20 protein-coding genes are annotated in these 20,830 nt (G+C 73.9%); 11 read left to right on the top strand and 9 right to left on the bottom strand.

Annotation, left to right across the window (positions count from 1 at the left end; genetic code table 11):
* Positions 1-82: 82 nt before the first annotated feature.
* Positions 83-352, top strand: a complete 270-nt coding sequence (locus ACIPRD_RS26000) for a hypothetical protein (protein ID WP_356399978.1) — start codon at positions 83-85, stop codon at positions 350-352.
* Positions 353-649: 297 nt separating this feature from the next.
* Here the strand turns inward: ACIPRD_RS26000 and ACIPRD_RS25995 are convergent, their stop codons facing one another.
* From ACIPRD_RS25995 to hmgA, 3 genes are all read right to left on the bottom strand, one after another.
* Positions 650-1,813, bottom strand: a complete 1,164-nt coding sequence (locus ACIPRD_RS25995; RefSeq protein ID WP_401566336.1) for a type ISP restriction/modification enzyme — start codon at positions 1,811-1,813, stop codon at positions 650-652.
* Between the two features lie 85 nt (positions 1,814-1,898).
* Positions 1,899-2,648, bottom strand: a complete 750-nt coding sequence (locus tag ACIPRD_RS25990) for a GntR family transcriptional regulator (protein ID WP_356399982.1) — start codon at positions 2,646-2,648, stop codon at positions 1,899-1,901.
* Positions 2,649-2,693: 45 nt separating this feature from the next.
* On the bottom strand, positions 2,694-4,043 hold the full coding sequence (hmgA, locus tag ACIPRD_RS25985) for a homogentisate 1,2-dioxygenase (protein WP_401566332.1): 1,350 nt from the start codon (positions 4,041-4,043) through the stop codon (positions 2,694-2,696).
* A gap of 286 nt (positions 4,044-4,329) precedes the next feature.
* Here hmgA and ACIPRD_RS25980 point away from each other — a divergent pair, with 286 nt between their 5' ends.
* The 5 genes from ACIPRD_RS25980 (at position 4,330) to ACIPRD_RS25960 (ending at position 10,968) form a co-directional block, all read left to right on the top strand.
* Positions 4,330-4,854 carry a hypothetical protein gene (locus tag ACIPRD_RS25980; protein ID WP_401566331.1) on the top strand — a complete coding sequence of 175 codons (525 nt, stop codon included), beginning with the start codon at positions 4,330-4,332 and terminating at the stop codon, positions 4,852-4,854.
* 193 nt (positions 4,855-5,047) lie between these two features.
* The gene (locus tag ACIPRD_RS25975; RefSeq protein WP_401566328.1) at positions 5,048-5,764 is read left to right on the top strand and encodes a TetR family transcriptional regulator; all 717 of its coding nucleotides are present in this window, start codon (positions 5,048-5,050) and stop codon (positions 5,762-5,764) included.
* 213 nt (positions 5,765-5,977) lie between these two features.
* The gene (locus tag ACIPRD_RS25970; protein ID WP_401566325.1) at positions 5,978-8,209 is read left to right on the top strand and encodes a molybdopterin oxidoreductase family protein; all 2,232 of its coding nucleotides are present in this window, start codon (positions 5,978-5,980) and stop codon (positions 8,207-8,209) included.
* 242 nt (positions 8,210-8,451) lie between these two features.
* On the top strand, positions 8,452-9,840 hold the full coding sequence (locus ACIPRD_RS25965; RefSeq protein ID WP_401566323.1) for an aldehyde dehydrogenase family protein: 1,389 nt from the start codon (positions 8,452-8,454) through the stop codon (positions 9,838-9,840).
* Between the two features lie 45 nt (positions 9,841-9,885).
* Positions 9,886-10,968: a Zn-dependent alcohol dehydrogenase gene (locus ACIPRD_RS25960; RefSeq protein ID WP_356399994.1), complete on the top strand. Its 1,083-nt coding sequence runs from the start codon at positions 9,886-9,888 to the stop codon at positions 10,966-10,968.
* Between the two features lie 52 nt (positions 10,969-11,020).
* Here ACIPRD_RS25960 and ACIPRD_RS25955 read toward each other — a convergent pair whose 3' ends face one another.
* The 3 genes from ACIPRD_RS25955 to ACIPRD_RS25945 form a co-directional block, all read right to left on the bottom strand.
* The gene (locus ACIPRD_RS25955; protein ID WP_401566321.1) at positions 11,021-12,046 is read right to left on the bottom strand and encodes a DMT family transporter; all 1,026 of its coding nucleotides are present in this window, start codon (positions 12,044-12,046) and stop codon (positions 11,021-11,023) included.
* 155 nt (positions 12,047-12,201) lie between these two features.
* Positions 12,202-12,918: an ArsR/SmtB family transcription factor gene (locus ACIPRD_RS25950; RefSeq protein ID WP_401566469.1), complete on the bottom strand. Its 717-nt coding sequence runs from the start codon at positions 12,916-12,918 to the stop codon at positions 12,202-12,204.
* Positions 12,919-13,138: 220 nt separating this feature from the next.
* Positions 13,139-13,786, bottom strand: coding sequence for a TetR/AcrR family transcriptional regulator (locus ACIPRD_RS25945; protein WP_356399998.1), 648 nt, complete (start codon positions 13,784-13,786; stop codon positions 13,139-13,141).
* 90 nt (positions 13,787-13,876) lie between these two features.
* On the opposite strand from ACIPRD_RS25945, the gene ACIPRD_RS25940 reads away from it, so the two are divergent.
* The 3 genes from ACIPRD_RS25940 (at position 13,877) to ACIPRD_RS25930 (ending at position 16,137) form a co-directional block, all read left to right on the top strand.
* Positions 13,877-15,028: an acyl-CoA dehydrogenase family protein gene (locus ACIPRD_RS25940; RefSeq protein WP_401566466.1), complete on the top strand. Its 1,152-nt coding sequence runs from the start codon at positions 13,877-13,879 to the stop codon at positions 15,026-15,028.
* Between the two features lie 59 nt (positions 15,029-15,087).
* On the top strand, positions 15,088-15,375 hold the full coding sequence (locus ACIPRD_RS25935) for a YiaA/YiaB family inner membrane protein (RefSeq protein ID WP_356400000.1): 288 nt from the start codon (positions 15,088-15,090) through the stop codon (positions 15,373-15,375).
* A gap of 138 nt (positions 15,376-15,513) precedes the next feature.
* Positions 15,514-16,137, top strand: a complete 624-nt coding sequence (locus tag ACIPRD_RS25930) for a TetR/AcrR family transcriptional regulator (protein ID WP_356400002.1) — start codon at positions 15,514-15,516, stop codon at positions 16,135-16,137.
* 200 nt (positions 16,138-16,337) lie between these two features.
* On the opposite strand, the gene ACIPRD_RS25925 is transcribed toward ACIPRD_RS25930, so the two are convergent.
* Positions 16,338-16,799: a MaoC family dehydratase gene (locus tag ACIPRD_RS25925; protein WP_401566317.1), complete on the bottom strand. Its 462-nt coding sequence runs from the start codon at positions 16,797-16,799 to the stop codon at positions 16,338-16,340.
* Between the two features lie 209 nt (positions 16,800-17,008).
* Here ACIPRD_RS25925 and soxR point away from each other — a divergent pair, with 209 nt between their 5' ends.
* The gene (gene soxR / locus ACIPRD_RS25920) at positions 17,009-17,467 is read left to right on the top strand and encodes a redox-sensitive transcriptional activator SoxR (RefSeq protein ID WP_356400007.1); all 459 of its coding nucleotides are present in this window, start codon (positions 17,009-17,011) and stop codon (positions 17,465-17,467) included.
* A 99-nt stretch (positions 17,468-17,566) separates the two neighbouring features.
* Here soxR and ACIPRD_RS25915 read toward each other — a convergent pair whose 3' ends face one another.
* Positions 17,567-18,634, bottom strand: coding sequence for an RNA ligase (ATP) (locus ACIPRD_RS25915; protein ID WP_401566314.1), 1,068 nt, complete (start codon positions 18,632-18,634; stop codon positions 17,567-17,569).
* A 169-nt stretch (positions 18,635-18,803) separates the two neighbouring features.
* Here ACIPRD_RS25915 and ACIPRD_RS25910 point away from each other — a divergent pair, with 169 nt between their 5' ends.
* Entirely contained in the window at positions 18,804-19,538 is a 735-nt protein-coding gene (locus tag ACIPRD_RS25910; RefSeq protein ID WP_401566311.1) for a hypothetical protein, read from the top strand.
* Between the two features lie 484 nt (positions 19,539-20,022).
* On the opposite strand, the gene ACIPRD_RS25905 is transcribed toward ACIPRD_RS25910, so the two are convergent.
* Entirely contained in the window at positions 20,023-20,625 is a 603-nt protein-coding gene (locus tag ACIPRD_RS25905; RefSeq protein WP_356400013.1) for a hypothetical protein, read from the bottom strand.
* Between the last annotated feature and the right edge of the window lie 205 nt (positions 20,626-20,830).

Here is a 20,830-nt window from a genome sequence, read left to right as displayed (position 1 = left end):
TGGGCGAGATACCCGCATGCCCCAATGGGGCGATAGGGTTACCCTGCCCGGGCCGGGTGGACTTGTACGGGTGGGGAGTGACATGGAGCAGATAGCGATGCGCAGCAGGGCCAGGATCCCTGCCATCACCTGCGGCAGCAGCGCGACCAGTTCGCGTCTCGACCGCCATCTCTCGGTGCTGGCGGGGCCCGCCATACCGCAGCGGGAGACCGTCGAGGCGACCTCACTGATGCGTGAGCTCACCAACCGCGACACCGCGCACCAGCGCAGTGACCGCGGCACGCGTGTCAGCCGGGTCTCTCTCTTCGCGCCCCTGCGCAGGCTCCGCCGTTCGCTGTTCGGCGGGCAGTGAGCACGTTCTGAGCGAGTACCGGGCGGATCCTGTGCGGATTCCGCTCGGGTCCCGGACGTACCGGCGTTCCCCGTAGTCCCGCTCCGCGCGGTGATCACGCTCTGCGAGCCCGCGTTCAGGCCACCACACCGTCACGGCGCCATGCCGTGCCCGCGCTCCGTCATCCCCACGGCGCGCGGCGCCGCCACGGCACCCCGGCCGAACGCGGGCCCGGCCCCTCAGTCACCCGTCTCCACCCGGCGCCGCTCCGGGTTCTCCTGCCGTCGGCCCCGGCTGGACGGGCGCGCACCACACCCCCTAGAGCAGCGCGAACTGGCCTTCCGGGCCTTCCTCCTGGTGGTCGAGGACCGAGGCGGGGCGGCGGGCGGAGCGGGGCGCCGGAAGGACGGCCGCGTTGCGCAGGTCCGTGGCCGTGATGGGGGTGGTGAAGGCCAACGCCGTGCGCTGCGGGCGGAGTTCCGCGAGGAGCGCCAGGACCGTGACGAGTTCGAGCAGTTCCGACGTCCAGGACTGCGGCCATGACGTGGGGCGGATCGCCGCGAGGGTTCCGGGTTCGCCGGGGGCCGTGCGAGACGCGAACCAGGCTTCCAGGACCCGGACTCCGGCCACCTCGTAGTCCCACGCCTCCGGCGGCACGGGGGAGACCCGGCCCTCGTCGACGCACAGGGTCTGCGTGTCACGGTCGTAGGAGAGGGCGAGCGGGCGGCCCGGCAGCGGGGCCCTGACGTACGGTCGGCGCCCGCCGGGCAGCTTGGGGCGCTCGCCGTCGCGCCGCATGAGCCACATCGCGCGCCGCCCCGACGCCACTCCCCGGGACCACACCCCGGCGTCCGCGGTGAGCGGGACCGTGAGGTCGGGACGGACCGCGGCCAGGATCCACGCCAGGACGTCGACGGGGGAGGGGAGTTCGCCGAGCAGGGCGCCCAGATGGTCCAGCAGGCCCGGCGCCAGGTTGGGTTCGGCGCCGCCCGGCCGTCGGTACAGCGGACGGACGCGGCCCGTGCGCAGGGCGGGGAACAGGGAGGTCGCGAGCACCGGGAACTCCCCCTCGGCGACCGCGCCCGTCTCCACCACGAACACCTGCCGCTCGTCCGCCACCCGCCACAGCTCCGGCCTGGCCGTGTCGAGCAGCCGGTGGTCCGGGATCAGCCACTGCTCGTCGAACGGCGCCGTCAGCACACGGACCGGTTCCGCGCAGGGCCCCTCGGCGCGCGCCAGGCGTTCGGTGCCCGTGCGCCTGCCGGGCAGCTGCCCCACCGCCGAGTGCGTCGTACGGGCCCGGGTCGGTTCGAACAGGGCCTCCCGGTGCGGGCCCCGGGCCCGCAGCAGGGCCTCCCAACGGGCCTTCAGGGACGCCGGATCGGGTGCCGTCGGCCAGGCGCGGCCGGGCCGCGGCGGTGCGACGGACCACGGCATGAGGTCTGCCAGCGGCGGCGCGTCGTCGTGCGTCACGCTGGGCATCGTACGGCCTGGGTTCGCGCCGGGAGCCGGTTACGGACCGGTGCCCGGGAGCCCGCCGCCGCCCGTCCGGCGCGGCGGCCGGGCATCAGGTGGCCTCCAGGGTCACGGTGAAGGAGAAGCGGTCGCCCCGGTAGTGGATCACCGCCACGTCCAGCACCCGGCCGCCCGCGTCGTAGGTGATCCCCGTGTAGTGCAGGATCGGGCTGAGCAGCGGCACCTGGAGCAGACGTGCCGTCTCCGGGTCGGCCAGCCGGGCCTCCACGGTGTCCGTGATCCGGCCGATGTCCGCGCCCACCACGTCCCGCAGCACCTTGGTCATCGGCCAGCGCACCAGGTCCGACGGGTCGATGCGGGCGGCGAGTTCGGGACGCACGTGGTTGACGGCGTGGTTCGTCGGCTCGCCGGTCCGCTCGTCGCCGCGCAGACGGTGGTAGACGGCCACCTCGGCGAGGTCCGGGAAGTGCTCGGCCAGACCGGGCGGCACCGGCACCCGCCCGTGGTCGAGCAGTTCGGTCGTCATCCCGGACTGCTGGGCCACGATCGCGTCCACCGAGCCCAGCAGCCGCACCGGGGCGCCCCGCCGCACGCCCGGTTCGATGAAGGTGCCGCGCCGCCGGTGCCGGCTGATCAGGCCCTCGTCCTCCAGCTCCTTCAGCGCCTGCCGCATGGTCAGCACGCTCACCCCGTAGTGCTCCGCGAGCCGCTGCTCGGTGGGCAGGCGCAGCGGGTCCTGCGGCGAGCGGCCGAGGATCGAGGCGCGCAGCGACTGCGACACCTGGTACCAGAGCGGCAGCTTGCGGTTCAGGACTATCGAATCCGGAGCGAAAGAGGTCACAGTGCTATCCGTACCTGTCGGTGAACGGTCGGCGCAATGGACGGGTCACTCCGGGCGGAAGTGACGTTCGAGTCCCCGCCACACGTCGTCGTACCGCTCCTGGAGGTGATCCGCCTCCGCCGCCCCTTGCGTGAGGGTGACCGGCCAGCGGGTCTCGAACATGAACGCCAGCCCGTCGTCGATCCGGTGCGGCTTCAGCTCCGCGGCGCTCGCCCGGTCGAAGGTCTCCCGGTCGGGGCCGTGCGCCGACATCATGTTGTGCAGCGAGCCGCCGCCCGGCACGAAGCCCTCCGCCTTGGCGTCGTACGCGCCCTCGACCAGGCCCATGTACTCGCTCATCACGTTCCGGTGGAAGTACGGCGGCCGGAAGGTGTCCTCGCCCACCAGCCAGCGCGGCGCGAAGACCACGAAGTCCACCCCGGCCAGCCCCGGGGTGTCCGAGGGAGACGTCAGGACCGTGAAGATGGACGGGTCGGGGTGGTCGTAGGAGATGCTGCCGATCACATTGAAACGGCGGAGGTCATAGACGTAGGGCACATGGTTGCCGTGCCAGGCGACCACATCGAGCGGGGAGTGGTCGTAGGTGGCGGTCCAGAGGTTGCCGCAGTACTTGTTCACCACCTCCACCGGACCCGTCACGTCCTCGTAGGCGGCCACCGGCGCCCGGAAGTCCCGTGCGTTCGCCAGACCGTTGGCGCCGATCGGGCCCAGGTCGGGCAGCCGGAACGGCGCCCCATAGTTCTCGCACACATATCCGCGCGCGGATTCATCGAGCAGCTCCACACGGAAGCGCACCCCGCGCGGAATCAGCGCCACATGTGCGGGCTCCACATGGAGTCGCCCGAACTCGGTGTGCAGCAGCAGACCGCCCCGCTCGGGCACGATCAGCAGCTCCCCGTCGGCGTCGGAGAAGACCCGCTCCATCGAGGAGTCGGCGTGGTACAGGTGCACGGCCATACCGGTGCGCTGCGCGGTGTCGCCGTTGCCGCCCAGGGTCCACAGCCCCGCCAGGAAGTCCGTCCCGGCCGGCGGCTCGGGCAGCGGGTTCCAGCGCAGCCGGTTGGGGTCGGGGACGGTCTCCGTGAAAGGGGCCGAACGGAGTGCGCCGTTGCCCGTACGGGTGAACGCCGGGTGCGCGGCCGAAGGACGGATCCGGTACAGCCAGGAGCGGCGGTTGTGCGCCCGCGGCTCGGTGAACGCGGTGCCGCTCAGCTGCTCGGCGTACAGGCCGAGCGGTGCGCGCTGCGGCGCGTTGCGGCCCTCGGGCAGGGCGCCCGGCACGGCCTCGGAGGCGTGTTCGTTGCCGAAACCGGAGAGGTACGACAGCCCCTCGGCGGTCTTCCGCGCTCCTTCGCGCCCGAACCCGCCCGCGCGGGAGGTGCCCCCATCGCCCATGATCGCTCCCTCGTGCTCCTGATTCCTATGCTTCACCGTAGGAATGCGCCGGGGCCCGCGCAAGAGGGCGCCCGTACCCGGGTCCGGGAGAGCGCGGGAACCGGACTTCCGGGGGACCCGTGGACCGCGGCTTTGTTCTAACGTCGCTGATATGTCGTGGATGTCGCGGGTATCGCGGGTGCCGCGGACGCAGCAGGCCCCGTCGGTGCCTCGGGCGTCTCCTGCGTCTGCTGTGTCTTCTGCGTCCGCCGTATCTTCTGCGTCTGCGGTGTCCACCGTCTCCGCTGTGTCTGCGGTGGCGCGGGTGCGCGGCGGCCGCGCCGTGCTCGCGCTCTGCTTCCTGCTGCCGCTCGGCGCGGCCTGCGGGGAGGTCGGGGAGCGCGCTCGCGGGACCGGGTCCTCGCCCGCCGGCCGGGTCCTCGAAGGCACCGACGGCACCGGCCGCCATCTGCGCGAGACCGGTGCCGGACAGGCGCCCGGGGCCGGCATCGAGGTGACCCCCGGCGCGACCGGCGGCTGGGACGTCGTCCTGACCCTGCGCCGCTTCCGCTTCTCCGCGCCCGGCACCCGCCCCGAGCCGGCCGTCGGACGCGGGGTGGCCCGCCTCTTCGTCGACGGCAGACAGGTGAGCCTCCTGCGGACCCGTGCCTGTCACCTCGCCGCCCGGCTCGTCCCGCAGGGCACCCACCACCTCACCGTCCGCCTGTACGCCGACGACGGCACGGCGTGGGCCGTCCACGGCAAGCCGGTCCAGAGCACCGCCGACGTCACCGCGTCCGCCGCGGAGACGGCACCGGACCCACGGCGGTAGCGGACACGGCGGTAGCGGACCCGCAGCGGTAGCGGACCCATGGCGGTAGCGGACGGCGGTAGCGGACCCACGGCGTAGCGGACCGCCGCGCGTCCCCGGCGCCGGCCGTGAGGCGCACCGCGCCCCCCGCGGAGGCGGGATGCGAACCGCTCCGGTGGGGGTGCGGTTCACCGTGCCGCGGCGGAGGAGCATCATGAGGGCCGTGCCCCACGCGACATCGCTTCGCCGCGCGCCCGTCCAGCGGCGCAGCGCGGAACGGCTGACCAGGATCCTCGACGCCTGCGCCGGCCTCCTCGACGAGGCCGGATACGACGCCCTGAGCACCCGGGCCGTCGCCGAGCGCGCCGGCGTGCCCATCGGTTCGGTCTACCGGTTCTTCGGCAACAAGCGGCAGCTGGCCGACGCGCTCGCCCAGCGGAACCTGGACCGCTACACCGAGCGCGTCACCGAGCGGCTGAAGGCCGTCCGCGCCGGAGCCGCCCTCCCGCCCGACGCGCGTGAAGGAACCGCACCGGACCGGGGGCCGGAAGCCGAGGCCGAGGCGGAAGGCGGGGCGGACCGGCCGCCCGCCGGTGACTGGCGTCCCGTCATGGACGCCGTGCTCGACGAGTACCTCGCCATGAAGCGCACCGCCCCCGGCTTCTCCCTCGTCGACTTCGGCAACCAGATCCCCGTCGGGACCGCCCGGACCGGTGCCAACACCCGTGTCGCGGACCGCCTCACCGGCCTGATCGCCGGCTTCCTCGGCCGCACCCCCGACGACGACCTGCGCCGCGCCTTCCTCGTCGCCGTAGAGAGCGCGGACACCCTCGTCCAACTGGCCTTCCGGATGGCACCCCAGGGGGACCCGGCGATCATCGAGGAGACACGGGCGCTGCTGCGGGCCTATCTGGCGCGCGTGCTCGACTGAGCCGCCGGGCCGCGCGGGGGCCGGAGCCCGTACTCGGCGGGCCCGGACTCCGTACTCGGCAGGCCTGGATCCTGTACCGGACGGGCCCGGATCCCGTCCGTGAGGGCCCGGGATCCCGTAAGGGGCTCCCCTCCGTGCGTACCGGTCGGTATGCTCCCGCTGAGCCCACCCGCGCGCTCGCCCGGCACCGTCGCCGATCCTCCGGGAGGACCCGTGTCCCGCACCGCCCTGCGAATATGCCCCCTGTGCGAGGCCACCTGCGGGCTGACCCTCACCATCGAGGGCACCCGTGTCACCGGTGCCCGCGGCGACCGCGAGGACGTCTTCAGCAAGGGCTTCATCTGCCCCAAGGGCGCCTCCTTCGGCGCCGTCGACGCGGACCCCGACCGGCTGCGCACCCCGCTCGTCCGGGAGGACGGCGAACTGCGCGAGGCCACCTGGGAGGAGGCGTTCGACCGGATCGCCGCCGGACTGCGCCCGCTCGTGGAACGCCACGGCCCCGACAGCGTCGGCGTGGTCCTCGGCAACCCCAACGTGCACACCGTCGCCGGCGGCCTCTACCCGCCCCTGCTCGTCGGCGCGCTCGGCACCCGCAGCCTGTTCACCGCCTCCACGGTCGACCAGATGCCCAAGCACGTCTCCAGCGGACTCCTGTTCGGTGACGCCAACGCCATTCCCGTACCGGACCTCGACCACACCGGTCATCTGCTGCTGATCGGCGCCAACCCCCTGGAGTCCAACGGGAGTCTGTGCACCGCGCCCGACTTCCCGGGCAAGCTCAAGGCGCTGCGCGCACGCGGCGGCACGCTCACCGTCGTGGACCCGCGCCGCACCCGCACCGCCAGGCTCGCCGACCGGCACATCGCCATCCGGCCCGGAACCGACGCGCTGCTGCTCGCCGCGATGGCCACCGTGCTGTTCGAGGAGAAGCTGGCCGACCTCGGCGACCTCGCCCCGCATGTCGAGGGCCTCGGCGAACTCCAGGACGCCCTCGCGGACTTCACCCCGGAGGCCGTCGCGGAGGCCTGCGACGTCGACGCGGACCTCATCCGCACCCTCGCCCGCGAACTGGCCGCCGCACCCACCGCCGCCGTCTACGCCCGCATCGGCAGCTGCACCGTCCCGCACGGCACCCTCGGGAGCTGGCTGGTCGACGTCCTCAACACCCTGACCGGCAACCTCGACCGGCCCGGCGGCGCCCTGTTCCCGCAGGCCGCCACCGACCGCACGCCCCGCCCCGCCGGTCCCGGCCGCGGCTTCGCCCTCGGCCGCTGGCACTCGCGTGTGCGCCGACTGCCGGAGGCCAAGGGGGAGTTGCCGCTCTCCGCGCTCGCCGAGGAGATCGACACGGCCACCGGTGAGGGCGAACCCGTGCGGGCGCTCGTCGTGATCGCGGCCAACCCGGTGCTGTCCGCCCCCGACGGCGACCGCCTCGACAAGGCCCTGGAATCGCTGGACTTCATGGTCAGCGTCGACCCCTACCTCAACGAGACCTCCCGCCACGCCGACGTGGTGCTGCCGCCGCCCCCGCCCGCGCAGAGCCCGCACCACGACTTCGCGTTCAACACCCTCGCCGTGCGCAACCAGGTCCGCTACAGCCGGCCCGCCGTCCCGCTGGAGCCGGGCAGGATGGCCGAGACCGAGATCCACGCCCGGCTGGTCCTGGCCGCGTCCGGGATGCACGGCGCCGCCCCGGAGGCAGTCGACACGATGGTGATCGACCAGACCCTCGGCAAGGCCGTCCAGGAGGCCCACTCCCCGGTCCACGGCCGCGACCCGCGCGCACTCGCCGCCCTGCTCACCGGCGACACCGGCCCCGAGCGCCGCCTCGACATGATGCTGCGCCTCGGCCCCTACGGCGACGGGTTCGGCGCACGGCCCGACGGGCTGACCCTGGCCCGGCTGCTGGACAGCCCGCACGGCATCGACCTCGGCCCGCTCCGCCCCCGCCTGCCGCAGCCGCTGAAGACCCGCAGCGGCAAGATCGAGCTGCTGCCCGGACCGATCGCCGGCGACCTGCCGAGGCTCCGCGCGGCACTGCGCGAGCGGCCCGCCGGACTCGTCCTCGTCGGCCGCCGGCACCTGCGCTCCAACAACAGCTGGATGCACAACGTGCCCGCCCTCACCGGCGGTTCGAACCGCTGCACCCTGCACCTGCACCCCGAGGACGCCGCCCGCCTCGGTGTGCTCGACGGGCAGCCGGTGCGGGTGAAGGGGGCCGGGGGAGAGGTGACCGCGCGCGCCGAGGTCACCGACGCCGTCCGGCCCGGAGTGGTCAGCCTCCCGCACGGCTGGGGCCACGACCGCCCCGGCACCCGGCTGAACCACGCCGCCACCGACCCCGGTGTCAACGTCAACCAGCTCCTCGACGGCAGCCTGCTCGACCCGCTCTCGGGCAACGCGGTCCTCAACGGCATCCCCGTGGAGCTCGCGGCGGCGCTCTGACCCCGGCCGTCCCCGCCGAGCCCGCGGCGGCGCCCCGATCCCGGCTTCCGCGTGAGCCGCGGGCGGGCCGGGCGCCGGGCGCGCCCCCGGCCCGCCTCCGGGCGTGTCCCCGTACGGGCGAGGAGGATGTCCGGGTACGTCCGGGCGCCCGGACCGTCCCGGTGCCCGGGATGTCTGGCGCACGAAAACTAACGCCGCTAGTTTATGTGCCGGACGACGCACAACCGCCGGGAGGAAGCACCATGAAGGCACACGACGGCCTCTACATCGACGGCGCCTGGCGCCCCGCCGACAGCCAGGACGTGATCGAGGTCGTGAACCCGGCCGACGAGCAGGTCATCGGCCGGGTCCCGGCCGGCGGCGCCGCGGACGTCGACACCGCGGTGCGCGCCGCGCGCGCCGCCCTCCCCGCCTGGGCGGCCACGCCTCCCGCCGAGCGGGCCGCGCGCCTGGCCGCCCTGCGGGACGCGCTCGTGGCCCGGCAGGACGAGATCGCCGAGACGGTCACCGCCGAACTCGGCTCCCCGCTCCCGTTCTCCCAGGCCGTGCACGCCGCCGTGCCGATCGCCGTCGCCGGCTCCTACGCCGAGCTGGCCGCCACCCACTCCTTCGAGGAGAAGGTCGGCAACTCCACCGTGTTCCACGAGCCCGTCGGGGTCGTCGGCGCGATCACCCCCTGGAACTACCCGCTCCACCAGATCGTCGCCAAGGTCGCCCCGGCCCTCGCCGCCGGCTGCACGATCGTCCTCAAGCCCGCCGAGGACACCCCGCTCACCGCCCAGCTGTTCGCCGAGGCGGTCCACGAGGCGGGTGTGCCGGCGGGCGTGTTCAACCTGGTCACCGGAGTCGGGCCGGTCGCCGGGCAGGCTCTCGCCGAACACCCGGACGTCGACCTGGTCTCCTTCACCGGCTCCACCGCGGTCGGCCGGAGCATCGGCGCGGCGGCCGGCGCGGCCGTGAAGCGGGTCGCCCTGGAACTCGGCGGCAAGTCGGCCAACGTCATCCTGCCGAGCGCCGACCTCGCCAAGGCGGTCAACGTCGGCGTCGCCAACGTGATGTCCAACTCCGGCCAGACGTGCAGCGCCTGGACCCGCATGCTGGTCCACCGCGACCGGTACGAGGAGGCCGTGGAGCTCGCGGCCGCGGCCGCCGCCAAGTACGGCACCCGCATCGGCCCCCTGGTCAACGCCAAGCAGCAGGAGCGGGTGCGCGGTTACATCGAGAAGGGCGTCGCCGAGGGCGCCCGCCTGGTCGCCGGCGGACCCGAAGCCCCGCGCGAGCAGGGCTACTTCGTCAGCCCGACCGTCTTCGCCGACGTCACCCCCGAGATGACCGTCGCCCAGGAGGAGATCTTCGGCCCGGTCCTCTGCGTCCTGCCCTACGAGGACGAGGACGACGCCCTGCGCATCGCCAACGGCACCGTGTACGGCCTCGCCGGGGCCGTCTGGGCCGCCGACGAGGCCGAGGCGGTCGCCTTCGCCCGCCGGATGGACACCGGGCAGGTCGACATCAACGGCGGCCGCTTCAACCCCCGCGCCCCGTTCGGCGGTTACAAGCAGTCCGGAGTGGGCCGCGAACTCGGCGCGCACGGACTCGCCGAGTACCTCCAGACCAAGTCCCTCCAGTTCTGAGCCCTTTCCGATCCAGCACGGTTTTCCCGAGGGAGTTCCCGAGCCATGGCCGTACGAGCCGCCGTCCTGCCCGCCGTCGGCGCACCCCTGGAGGTCACCGGCATCGAACTGCCCGACCCCGGCCCCGGACAGGTCCGGGTGCGCCTTGCCGCGGCCGGGGTCTGCCACTCCGACCTGTCCCTCTCCAACGGCACCATGCGGGTGCCGGTGCCCGCGGTCCTCGGCCACGAGGGCGCCGGTACGGTCGTCGCCGTGGGGGAGGGCGTCACCCATGTGGCGCCCGGTGACTCCGTCGTCCTCAACTGGGCCCCGTCCTGCGGAACATGCCACGCCTGCACACTCGGTGAGGTCTGGCTGTGCGCCAACGCCCTCAACGGCGCCGGAGACGTCTACGCCCGTACGGCCGACGGCACCGAGCTCCATCCCGGCCTGAACGTCGCCGCGTTCGCCGAGGAGACGGTGGTCTCCGCGTCCTGCGTGCTGCCCCTCCCCGACGGCATCCCGCTCACCGACGCCGCCCTCCTCGGCTGCGCCGTCCTCACCGGCTACGGCGCCGTCCACCACTCGGCACAGGTACGGCCCGGCGAGACGGTGGCCGTGTTCGGCGTCGGGGGAGTGGGCCTCGCCGCCCTGCAGTCGGCCCGCATCGCGGGCGCGTCCCGCGTCGTCGCCGTCGACGTCTCCGCGGAGAAGGAGGAACTGGCCCGCCGGGCCGGTGCCACCGACTTCGTCCTCGCCTCCGACCAGAGCGCCCGCGAGATCCGGGGCCTCACCGGCAAGCAGGGCGTCGACGTCGCGGTGGAGTGCGTGGGCCGCGCCGTCACCATCCGCGCCGCCTGGGACTCCACCCGCCGGGGCGGCCGTACGACCGTCGTCGGCATCGGAGGCAAGGACCAGGAGGTCACCTTCAACGCCCTGGAGCTCTTCCACTGGGGCCGCACCCTGTCCGGCTGCGTCTACGGCAACACCGACCCCGCCCGTGACGTGCCGGTGCTCGCGGAGCACGTACGGCAGGGCCGGCTGGACCTCTCCGGCCTCGTCACCGAACACATCGGCCTGGAGGACATCCCGGCCGCCTTCGACAACATGCTCGCCGGCAAGGGCGGCCGCGCCCTGGTGATCTTCTAGCCCGCCTCCTCACCGCCCCGGCCCCGTCAAGATCCTCGCGGACCGGGCGCGTTCAGCGCGCCGACCCCGCTTCCGGCGTCCCCTCGGGCCGCGGCACCGGATCTCCCTCCGGCGCCGCGGCCCGTGCCGCCCGCCCCCGGAGCTCCGCGCCCGGCCAGAGCCGCGTCCGCGCCGCGGGCCGCTCCCCGGCCCGTGCCGCCGCCCGGGACCGGGAGACGGCCACGCCCGCCAGGCACAGCACGCCGCCGCCCAGCGTCAGCGGCCCCGGCACCTCGCCGAGCACCAGCCACGACATCAGCACGACCAGCGCCGGCACGGCGTACGTCGTCGCCCCCATCCTGCTCGCGGTGGTGCGTGCCAGCGCGTACGCCCAGGTCGTGAAGGCCAGCGCGGTCGGGAAGACGCCCAGGTAGACCATGTCGACGGTCGCGCCCACGGGCGCGTGCGCCGCCTCGCTCACCAACTGCCCGGCGAACGGCAGACAGACCACCGCGCCCACCGCGCACCCGAAGGTCGTCACCTGCAGCGCGCCGGCCTGCCCGAGCGCGGGCTTCTGCGCCACCACCCCGCAGGCGTACGCGGCCGCCGCGAGCAGACACAGCACCACCCCGAGCAGCGAGGCCCCGCCGCCTCCCGCCGACATCGACACCCCCACGGTCACCGCGCCGGCGAACGACACGGCCATCCCCGCCAGCAGCCGGGGCGGCATCGGGTCGCCGAGCAGCCGCGCGCCGAGCAGGGCGATCAGCAGCGGACCCACGTTCACCACGAGGGCCGCGGTCCCCGCGTCCACCTCACGCTCGCCCCAGTTCAGGGCCACCATGTAGAACCCGAACCACAGCACCCCGGACAGCAGGATCCCGCGCCACGCCGACCGGGGCGGCCACCCCTCCCGCCGTACCGCCCATATGAGTCCCAGCGTGACGGTGCCGGCGAGCAGCCTGCCGAGCGCCAGCGCCCCGGGCGAGTAGGCGTCCCCCGCGCGGCGGATCGCCACGAACGCGGAGGCCCACAGCACGACGGTGACGACGGCCGCGGCGACGGGCAGCGCCCGCCGGCGTGAGGTGGTGTTCATCATGTTCCTGAGACTAGGTCGGAAGATCGCTCACGACTCGCGGAATTCGGACACGATGGCGGGCGACGGGCGACGGGCGACGGGCGACGGGCGGCAGGCGGCAGGCGCGACGGGTGACGGACGACTGGTGACGCCGTGGCGCGGTGGCCGCGGGCGGTTCAGCCCAGGGCCGCCGCGTCGATCCCCAGCAGCTCGCGCAGGTTCCGCTCACCGGCCGGTGTCACCCGCACCGCGCGCTCCGACCCGATGCGCACGCACCACCCCGAGTCCAGGGCGTACCGGCACAGCGCGGCTCCCGCCACGCCCGCCAGGTGCGGCCTGCGCTCGGTCCAGTCCAGGCAGCCGCGGGCCAGGGGGCGGCGGCCGCTCCGGACCAGCGTGATCCCCCGGGCGCCGAACCACTCCATGCCCGCGTCCGTGAGCGCGAACCCGGTGTCCTGCCGCAGCAGCCCCCGTGCGGTGAGCGCGTCGGTGAGCACGATGCCCAGCCGCCCGGCCAGGTGGTCGTAACAGGTGCGGCCGCGGGCCATCGCGGAGCCCGCGCTCGACTCGCGCAGGGTGCGCGGCCGTACGACCGCGCCGCCGGGCACCTGGGTGACCAGGTCCTCGACCAGCTGTGCCACGCGGGGCCCGGCCAGCCGGACGTACCGGTGCCGTCCCTGCCGCTCCTGTGCGAGCAGCCCGCCGGCGACCAGCCTGCTCAGGTGCTCGCTCAGGGTCGACGGCGCGACCCCGGCGTGCCGGGCCAGTTCACCGGCGGTCCAGGCGCGTCCGTCCAGCAGCGCGAGCAGGCACGAGGCCCGCGTCTCGTCCGCGATCAGCGCGGCGAAGGAGGCGAGGCCGGCGGCCCGCGAGCCCCCGGGCGCCCCGGACACCCTGGGCGCCCCAGGCACGACCCGCGAGTCCCCGGAGGCTGCTGGCACGGCCCGCGAGCCCCCGGACACGGCCCGCGCGCTCCCGGAGGCCGCGGCGCCCCCGTAGCCCACGTAGCCCCCGGCCCCGGAGTCCCCGGAGGCCGCGGCGGGCGTGCGTTTCCTGGAGTCCTCGGCGGTCATGTCCCCAGCATGGACCCCCGACGCTTCGGCGTCGGCCGAACTATCGCCGCTCGCTCCGCCGTACCTGCTCGAACTGCCCGGCCAGCCCGTCCAGCAGGGCCAGGAGCCCCGCTTCGAAGGCCCGTTCGTCGACCTCCTCCTGGCGTTCGGCGAGCAGATGCGCCTGGCCGAGGTGCGGGTAGTCGCAGGGGTCGTAGGCGCTCGCGTCGTCGACGAAGCCCCCGGCGAAGGAGCCGAGCGCGGAGCCCATGATGAAGTACCGCATCAGCGCGCCGATGCTGGTCGCCTGGGCCGGCGGCCAGCCGGCGTCGACCATCGCGCCGTACACCGCGTCGGCCAGGCGCAGGGCGGCCGGGCGCCGGCCGGGGCCGCGGGCGAGGACGGGGACGATGTTCGGGTGGGCGCGCAGCGCGGCCCGGTAGGAGACCGCCCAGTCGTGCAGCGCGGTCCGCCAGTCCCGGCCGTCCTCGAACATCGCCAGGTCGACCAGGGCGCTCACCGAGTCCGCGACCGCCTCCAGGATCTCGTCCTTGGTGCGGAAGTGGTTGTAGAGGGACGGTCCGCTCACTCCGAGTTCGGCGGCGAGCCGCCGGGTCGAGACGGCGGCCAGGCCTTCCGCGTCCACGAGTTCCCGGGCCGTCTCGACGATCCGGTCGGTGCTGAGCAGGGGCTTGCGCGGTCGGGCCATGGCGCACATAGTAGGGCTGCGACAAGAAACTAGCAGTGCTAATTTAAATGTACGGCTTTCAAGATCCGTCTGGTGTGGGGTGATCTCGTGGTGAACCTGGGACTCAGCGAGGAACAGGCCGCGGTCCGGCGGCTCGCCCGGGACTTCGTGGAGCGGGAGATCGCCCCCCACGTGACCGCCTGGGACCGCGCCGAGGACGTCGACCGGGGCATCGTGAAGAAGCTCGGCGAGGTCGGCTTCCTCGGTCTGACCATCGACGAGGAGTACGGCGGCTCGGGCGGCGACCACCTCGCGTACTGCCTCGTCACCGAGGAACTGGGGCGCGGCGACTCCTCCGTGCGCGGGATCGTCTCCGTCTCCCTCGGACTCGTCGCCAAGTCGATCGCGGCCTGGGGGAGCGAGGAGCAGAAGCGGCGCTGGCTGCCGGGGCTGACGGCCGGCGACCACATCGGCTGCTTCGGCCTCACCGAGCCCGGCACCGGCTCCGACGCCGGAAACCTCACCACCCGGGCCGTGCGCGAGGGCGACGAGTTCGTCATCGACGGCACCAAGATGTTCATCACCAACGGCACCTGGGCCGACGTGGTCCTCCTCTTCGCCCGCTCCACCGACGCCCCCGGCCACAAGGGCGTCTCCGCGTTCCTCGTCCCCCTCGACACGCCCGGGGTCTCCCGCCGCGCCATCCACGGCAAGCTCGGCCTGCGCGGCCAGGCCACCGCCGAACTGGTCCTGGAGGGGGTGCGGGTGCCCGCCTCGGCGCTGGTCGGGGAGGAGGGCAAGGGGTTCACCGTCGCCATGTCCGCGCTCGCCAAGGGCCGGATGTCCGTCGCCGCCGGCTGCGTCGGCATAGCCCAGGCCGCGCTGGACGCGGCCGTCGGATACGCGGGGGAGCGCGAACAGTTCGGCAGGCCCATCGCCGGGTACCAGCTGGTGCAGGAGCTGATCAGCGACATCGCCGTCGACGTGGACGCCGCCCGGCTGCTGACCTGGCGGGTGGCCGACCTGATCGACCGCGGGCAGCCGTTCGCCGTCGAGTCCTCCAAGGCCAAGCTCTTCGCCTCCGAGGCCGCCGTCCGCGCCGCCAACAACGCCCTCCAGGTCTACGGCGGTTACGGCTACATCGACGAGTACCCCGTCGGCAAGCTCCTGCGCGACGCCCGGGTGATGACCCTCTACGAGGGCACGAGCCAGATCCAGAAGCTGCTCATCGGGCGTGCCCTGACGGGAGTCTCGGCGTTCTGAGTACGTGACTGAGTATTCCGGCGGATGTGGCGCGGGCCACGTTCGCCGATGCTCGTCCCATGAGTGACACACCGGTCAAGCAGCAGAACACGGCCGCCTTCTACGGTCAGGCCGTCGCGTCCTTCGCCATCGCCATGGTGGCCACCACCGTCGGCATCCTCCGGCTGCACGCCGACGCCTGGGTGCGCAGCTTCCTCGGCATCGCCGTGCTCTACCTCGTCACCTCCGCCTTCACCCTCGCCAAGGTGATCCGGGACCGTCAGGAGGCCGGGCAGATCGTCAGCCGGGTCGACCAGGCGCGCCTGGAGAAACTGCTCGCCGAGCACGACCCCTTCGAGAAGCTGTGACCTCGCCGGGCGCCTGCCGCGGCACGGCGGGGCCGTGCCGCGCGGCGGCCGCGTACCTCCCGCGCCCGCTCCACTAAGCGCGCGCTCACCTTCGGCTGTATGGTGTGGGTCCTGTCACCGAAGAGGGGCGAGCGAGCGATGAGTACGGCGGAGGAGACGGCCGGCGGCGAAGCCGGGCCGTGGGCGGAAGTCACCCCTGACGCGGCCCGGCGCCTTCTCGTCGCCGCCGTGGAGGCCTTCGCCGAGCGCGGGTACCACGCGACGACGACCCGTGACATCGCGGGCCGCGCCGGCATGAGCCCGGCCGCGCTCTACATCCACTACAAGACCAAGGAAGAGCTGCTCCACCGGATCAGCCGCATCGGTCACGACAGGGCCCTGGACATCCTGCGCACGGCGGCCGCGCGCGAGGGCACCGCTTCCGAGCGGCTCGCCGACGCGGTCAGCTCCTTCGTCCGCTGGCACGCCGGCGGACGCACCACCGCCCGGGTCGTGCAGTACGAACTCGACGCGCTCGGCCCCGACGCCCGCACCGAGATCCTCGCCCTGCGCCGCAAGGTCGACGCCGAGGTCCGCGGGATCATCGAGGACGGTGTCGCCTCCGGCGAGTTCGACGTCCTGGACGTCCAGGGCACCACGCTCGCCGTCATGTCGCTCTGCATCGACGTGGCCCGCTGGTTCAACGTGGAGGGCCCCCGCACGCCCGAGGAGGTCGGCGAGCTCTACGCCGACCTCGTGCTGCGGATGGTGGGCGCCCGCTAGGGGGGCGTCTCCCCGGTCTTCGCGGGCCGGGGCACCGGGGGCGCCTCCTGGGACGCGTCAGCCGCGGGCCCGGGGGCCGCACCCCCGGGTGCCGCACTCCGGGCCTACGGCCGCCGCACTCCGGGCCCACGGCCGCCATGGTGTCTCGTGGCCGGTGCCTCGCGGCCGGTGGCGTGACCCCGGCGACGGGTACCGGCGCCTCAGATGTAGTAGCGGGAGACCGACTCCGCGACGCACACCGGCTTGTCGCCGCCCTCGCGCTCCACCGTGAAGGCCACGGCCACCTGGACGCCTCCGGGCACGTCCTCGACACCGGTGATTGCCGCGGTCGCGCGCAGCCGGGAGCCGACCGGGACGGGCGCGGGGAAACGGACCTTGTTCGTCCCGTAGTTGACGCCCATCTTGACGCCCTCGACGTGGATGAGCTGCGGCCCGAACAGCGGGAGCAGCGAGAGCGTGAGATAGCCGTGCGCGATGGTGGTCCCGAACGGTCCGGCCGCCGCCTTCTCCGGGTCCACGTGGATCCACTGGTGGTCCCCGGTGGCCTCGGCGAAGAGGTCGATCCGCTTCTGGTCGATCTCCACCCAGTCGGTGTGACCGAGCTGCTCGCCGACGGCGGCCTTCAGCTCGTCGGGGGAGGTGAAGGTCCTCGGTTCTGCCATGATCCCGGCCTCTCGCTCGTACGTCCCTAAGCAACTGCTTAGCATGGTCGGGAGCGGGGCGCCTGTCAACGGAGCGCGGCCGACGGCGGGGGCGGAGGCCGCGGGAGCGGCGAGGCGGTGGGAGCGGCGGGGCGGTGGGCCGCGAGCGTCGGATCGGCGGGGCGGTGGGGCCGGCCGGGCGCACCCGCCGTGTCGGTAGGCTCTCAGGAGTGCCGCAGATTCCCGAGAAGATCCACGAGCTGACCGTCGGCCAGCTGTCCGCGCGAAGCGGCGCCGCCGTCTCCGCCCTGCACTTCTACGAGTCCAAGGGCCTGATCACCAGCCGCCGCACCTCCGGCAACCAGCGCCGCTACAGCCGCGACGCGCTGCGCCGCGTGGCCTTCGTCCGCGCCGCCCAGCGCGTGGGCATCCCTTTGGCGACCATCCGCGAGGCCCTCGCCGAACTCCCCGAGGAGCGCACCCCGACCCGCGAGGACTGGGCCCGGCTGTCCGAGGCGTGGCGCTCCGAACTGGACGAGCGGATCAGGCAGTTGAACCGGCTGCGCGACCATCTCACGGACTGCATCGGATGCGGATGTCTGTCCCTGGACACCTGCGTCCTGTCCAACCCCGACGACGCCTACGGCGAACGGCTGACGGGCTCCCGCCTCATGGCGGAGGGTCGCTAGGGAGACATCCCCCCGGGCACTGTCCCCGGGGGGCATCCCCGGGCCTGCCCCGCGGATCGGCGCGGACGCGGGACAGACGCGGGACCGGCCGCCCGGGGCTCACTCGTACTCGGTGCCGCCCTTGCGGGTCAGGTACGCGGGGCTGACGGCCTTGGCGATGGCCCGGCCCCCGGTCACCGCGCTGTACCGCTCGACGGCAGGGCGTATCACCACGCCCTCGCGCAGGTGCAGCTCCCGCCCGGACACCGTCTCGCGCCCGCTCGCGCACTCCGTCACGCGGGCGATGTCGTACGGCCCCGAGAACAGCACGGGCGCCAACGGCAGCTCACCCGCGAGCAGTTCCGCCGCGTCCAGCCAGCGCACCGTCCCGTCCAGTTCGGCCGCCACGTCGAACGCGGCGTACCCCAGCGTCGCGCGCCGCCCGTCGGCGCCGTACGTGAGGTCCTGCACCCCGGCGCCGTAGACCTCGCCGAAGATCCCGACCCGCCGCGCGCCCAGCCGCTCGCAGAGCCGGGCGGCGGCCTCGGCCACCCCGTGCGCGCGCACGGCACGCCAGTACAGGTTGCGCGGATCCTCCCGCAGCGCGAGCGATCTGGCGCCGAAGCCCTTCGAGGACACCCGCACCCGGTCCCCGTCGGCGGTGTACGTGAGCAGGCACGCCGAACCGTGCAGCTTCTCCGTCAGGACGACCGGCTCGCCCGGCACGAAGATGTCCGGGTACCGCTGGATGTTCTCGATGTCGGTCCACGGCAGCAGTTCCGGCGCCCGCTCGACCTCTCCGCTCATGGTCGGCGGGACCGGCGGCACCCACTTGGTGATGCCCAGCAGCTCCGCGAAGTCGGTGCCCTCGGCCGCGGCCCGCGCCAGGTCCACGCCCGCGAGCGCGTCCGGCCGGCACACGAGGCCCTGCGACAGCTCGCCCCGCAGCCGTACGGCCCTGACCCGGTTCCCGTCGCCGCCCGCCAGCCGTCCGGTCAGCCCCAGTTCCTCGATCAGCGCGCCCGGCAGCACGGACTGCTCGGGGATGTACACGGCCGTGTCGCCGGTCCGGTAGACGCCCTTGGCGACGACGGCCCGGTACAGGCCCACCTGGGCCAGTTCGAGCGCGTCGGCGTTCGGGTGGTCATGGACGGTCAGCACTTCGGCGGTGACGCGCAGCGTCGACATCTCCGGATTCCTCGCGGGCGGGAACGTCATGTTCCTCGGACGTGTTCCATCGCGGCCCAGTGTCCGGACGGGAAACGGGTGGAGCGAGCGGATTGCCGGCTGCTAGCGTCCCTCTCTTCGGCCGTCGGCGACGCCCCGGCACGGAGTACCCGACAGGGGCCGCGATCCCATGCCCACGCCCGCACTCGCCGCCGCGCTCGCGGACATCGACACGGTCTTCAACGGCTTCGCCAGCCCGGCCGAGACCGGCTGCCCGCTCTGCTACGCCCCCGAGGACGCAGCCTGGCTGCGCACGCCGTACACCACGGTCCCGCCCGGCCTGCTGCGCCGTTTCGTCCATGAGGGGCCCGGCCACTTCGAGGACCACGACGCCGTGCTGCGGCGTCTGCTGCCGCAGTGCGCCCACGCGATGGCCGACGGCACCCTGGAGGACGTCGGCTGGGCGCCCCACGGCCTGAGCCGGGCGGACTGGCGGTCCTGGCCGGCGGAACAGGCCGCGGCCGTCGAGGCGTTCGTGCTCGCCTGGTGGCAGGACGTGCTCACCACGCCCGAGCCGCCCTACCCGGTGACGGACGTGTTCGAGACCTGCGCCTCGATCCTGCGCGCGACGACCCCGCTGCTCGACGGGTGGGACGCGCACCCCGTGGCCGACGTCCACCTCGTGGACTGCGCGCAGACGTGGCTGTACGACCTGATCACCGACCGCTGGCCGTTCACCTGGTGGCAGCCGGAGGACGAGGCCGGGGCCGTCGGCGAACTCCGTGCCTGGCTCGCCCGCAACGCCCCTGACCGGCTCCGCGCACAGGGGAAGGAGGACCTGGCGATCCGCGCCCGGCTCGTCGGCCTCCCCTACGAGGAGCGCTGGAACGACCCCTACTGGGCCCGCCCCTCGGCCACCGGCTGAGAGCGTGGACGGCGGCTCGCCGCGACTCCACGGCCGTCAGGGGGCGTCCATACCGCCCGTGCCTGTGCGGTGCCCGTCGGGACGGACCCGCGCCCTGCCTCCACGGCGCTCGCGTGGTTCCATCGGCGGTTCCGCGCCGGTGCGGACCGGTGGTGCGGCATCCCCGGCGCACCCCGGCACATCCCCGCCGGCCCCGCCCTCGGGCCGTCGCTCGGTCGCTTCCCTGGTCGCTGTCCGGCCGGGTCCACCGGCCGGGTTCCCCGCTCGTGCCCCCGGCCGTGGTCGTGCCCGTCACGCTGGTCGTCGTCGTCGTCGTGGTCGTGGTCGTGGTCGTCGTGGTGGTCGTGGTCGTCCGGTCGGTCCGTCAGTTCCGCTCAGTCGCGTCAGCCCGGTCGGTCCGGTCGGTCCGTCACTCCCGTCGGTCCGCTTCGCCGGGGCCGTGGACGCGTCGTCGCGGCCGCGTTCCTGGCGTCGGGCTCCGCGCTCAGGCCGACATCAGCAGCCGTTCACGCCGGGCGAACGCCAGCGCCCGCGGTGTCAGCACCGGCCGCGGCACGAGGATGCCGCAGTCCGCGCAGACCGGGCCGGACGACGGATCGTGGTCCAGGCCGTACGTCCACACCAGGCGCTCCCCGTCGCAGACCGGACAGACCGAGGCCGGTTTGCGCTCCAGTGCGGCTATCAGCCGGCGCAGCACCTCCGCGAGCGGAGCGCCCGGATGGATCCCCGGGTCGTCGCACCAGGCGACCCCGAACCCGCCCCAGGTCATCCGGTGCCAGTCGTCCACACTGCCCGGCCTGCGCAGCCCGTCGTGCTTCTCCTTCCTGCGGCGTTCGGCGAACTGGGACTCGTAGGCCAGCCATACGGCCCGGGCCTCCTCCAGCTCCTCCAACGCGGCCACGAGCCGCGCCGGATCGGGAGAGCGGTCCTCCGGGCCGAAACCGGCCCGTGCGCACAGATGGTCCCAGGTCGCCCGGTGCCCATAGGGAGCGAACCGCTCCAGACACTTGCGCAACGAGTAGCGCCGCAGCGCCAGATCGCATCGCGCGTCCCGTACCTGTCTCGCCAGACTTCGGAATCCGGCCATCGCCCTGCACCTCCGTCACACCCGCGCCCGTACCTCGGTCACTTCGGCGTCGCCGTACGGGTTCCACGCGACGTCGCCCTGTAGACGTGTCGACACGCGATCCGGCTCCATCCGAATTCCGATGCCTCCCATAAGGCGCCCCGGGTTGACCGCCGGGAGCACCGGACCAAGTGACCAAAGAAGTTGACGCATGTTCATCTTCTCT

This window comes from Streptomyces sp. NPDC090108 (assembly GCF_044747185.1).
Classification (GTDB): Bacteria; Actinomycetota; Actinomycetes; order Streptomycetales; family Streptomycetaceae; genus Streptomyces.
The sequence above is the reverse complement of the archived record's forward strand: the minus strand, read 5'-3'. Positions and strand labels throughout refer to the sequence as shown.

Coding starts and splice junctions, on each gene's coding strand:
- hmgA (WP_401566332.1), bottom strand. CDS start 4,043: ATGGGCGATGGGGGCACCTCCCGCGCGGGCGGGTTCGGGCGCGAAGGA.
- ACIPRD_RS25930 (WP_356400002.1), top strand. CDS start 15,514: ATGAGTACGGCGGAGGAGACGGCCGGCGGCGAAGCCGGGCCGTGGGCG.
- ACIPRD_RS25960 (WP_356399994.1), top strand. CDS start 9,886: ATGGCCGTACGAGCCGCCGTCCTGCCCGCCGTCGGCGCACCCCTGGAG.
- ACIPRD_RS25975 (WP_401566328.1), top strand. CDS start 5,048: ATGAGGGCCGTGCCCCACGCGACATCGCTTCGCCGCGCGCCCGTCCAG.
- ACIPRD_RS26000 (WP_356399978.1), top strand. CDS start 83: ATGGAGCAGATAGCGATGCGCAGCAGGGCCAGGATCCCTGCCATCACC.
- ACIPRD_RS25935 (WP_356400000.1), top strand. CDS start 15,088: ATGAGTGACACACCGGTCAAGCAGCAGAACACGGCCGCCTTCTACGGT.
- ACIPRD_RS25995 (WP_401566336.1), bottom strand. CDS start 1,813: ATGCCCAGCGTGACGCACGACGACGCGCCGCCGCTGGCAGACCTCATG.
- ACIPRD_RS25910 (WP_401566311.1), top strand. CDS start 18,804: ATGCCCACGCCCGCACTCGCCGCCGCGCTCGCGGACATCGACACGGTC.
- ACIPRD_RS25925 (WP_401566317.1), bottom strand. CDS start 16,799: ATGGCAGAACCGAGGACCTTCACCTCCCCCGACGAGCTGAAGGCCGCC.
- ACIPRD_RS25915 (WP_401566314.1), bottom strand. CDS start 18,634: ATGTCGACGCTGCGCGTCACCGCCGAAGTGCTGACCGTCCATGACCAC.
- ACIPRD_RS25905 (WP_356400013.1), bottom strand. CDS start 20,625: ATGGCCGGATTCCGAAGTCTGGCGAGACAGGTACGGGACGCGCGATGC.
- ACIPRD_RS25955 (WP_401566321.1), bottom strand. CDS start 12,046: ATGATGAACACCACCTCACGCCGGCGGGCGCTGCCCGTCGCCGCGGCC.
- ACIPRD_RS25965 (WP_401566323.1), top strand. CDS start 8,452: ATGAAGGCACACGACGGCCTCTACATCGACGGCGCCTGGCGCCCCGCC.
- ACIPRD_RS25945 (WP_356399998.1), bottom strand. CDS start 13,786: ATGGCCCGACCGCGCAAGCCCCTGCTCAGCACCGACCGGATCGTCGAG.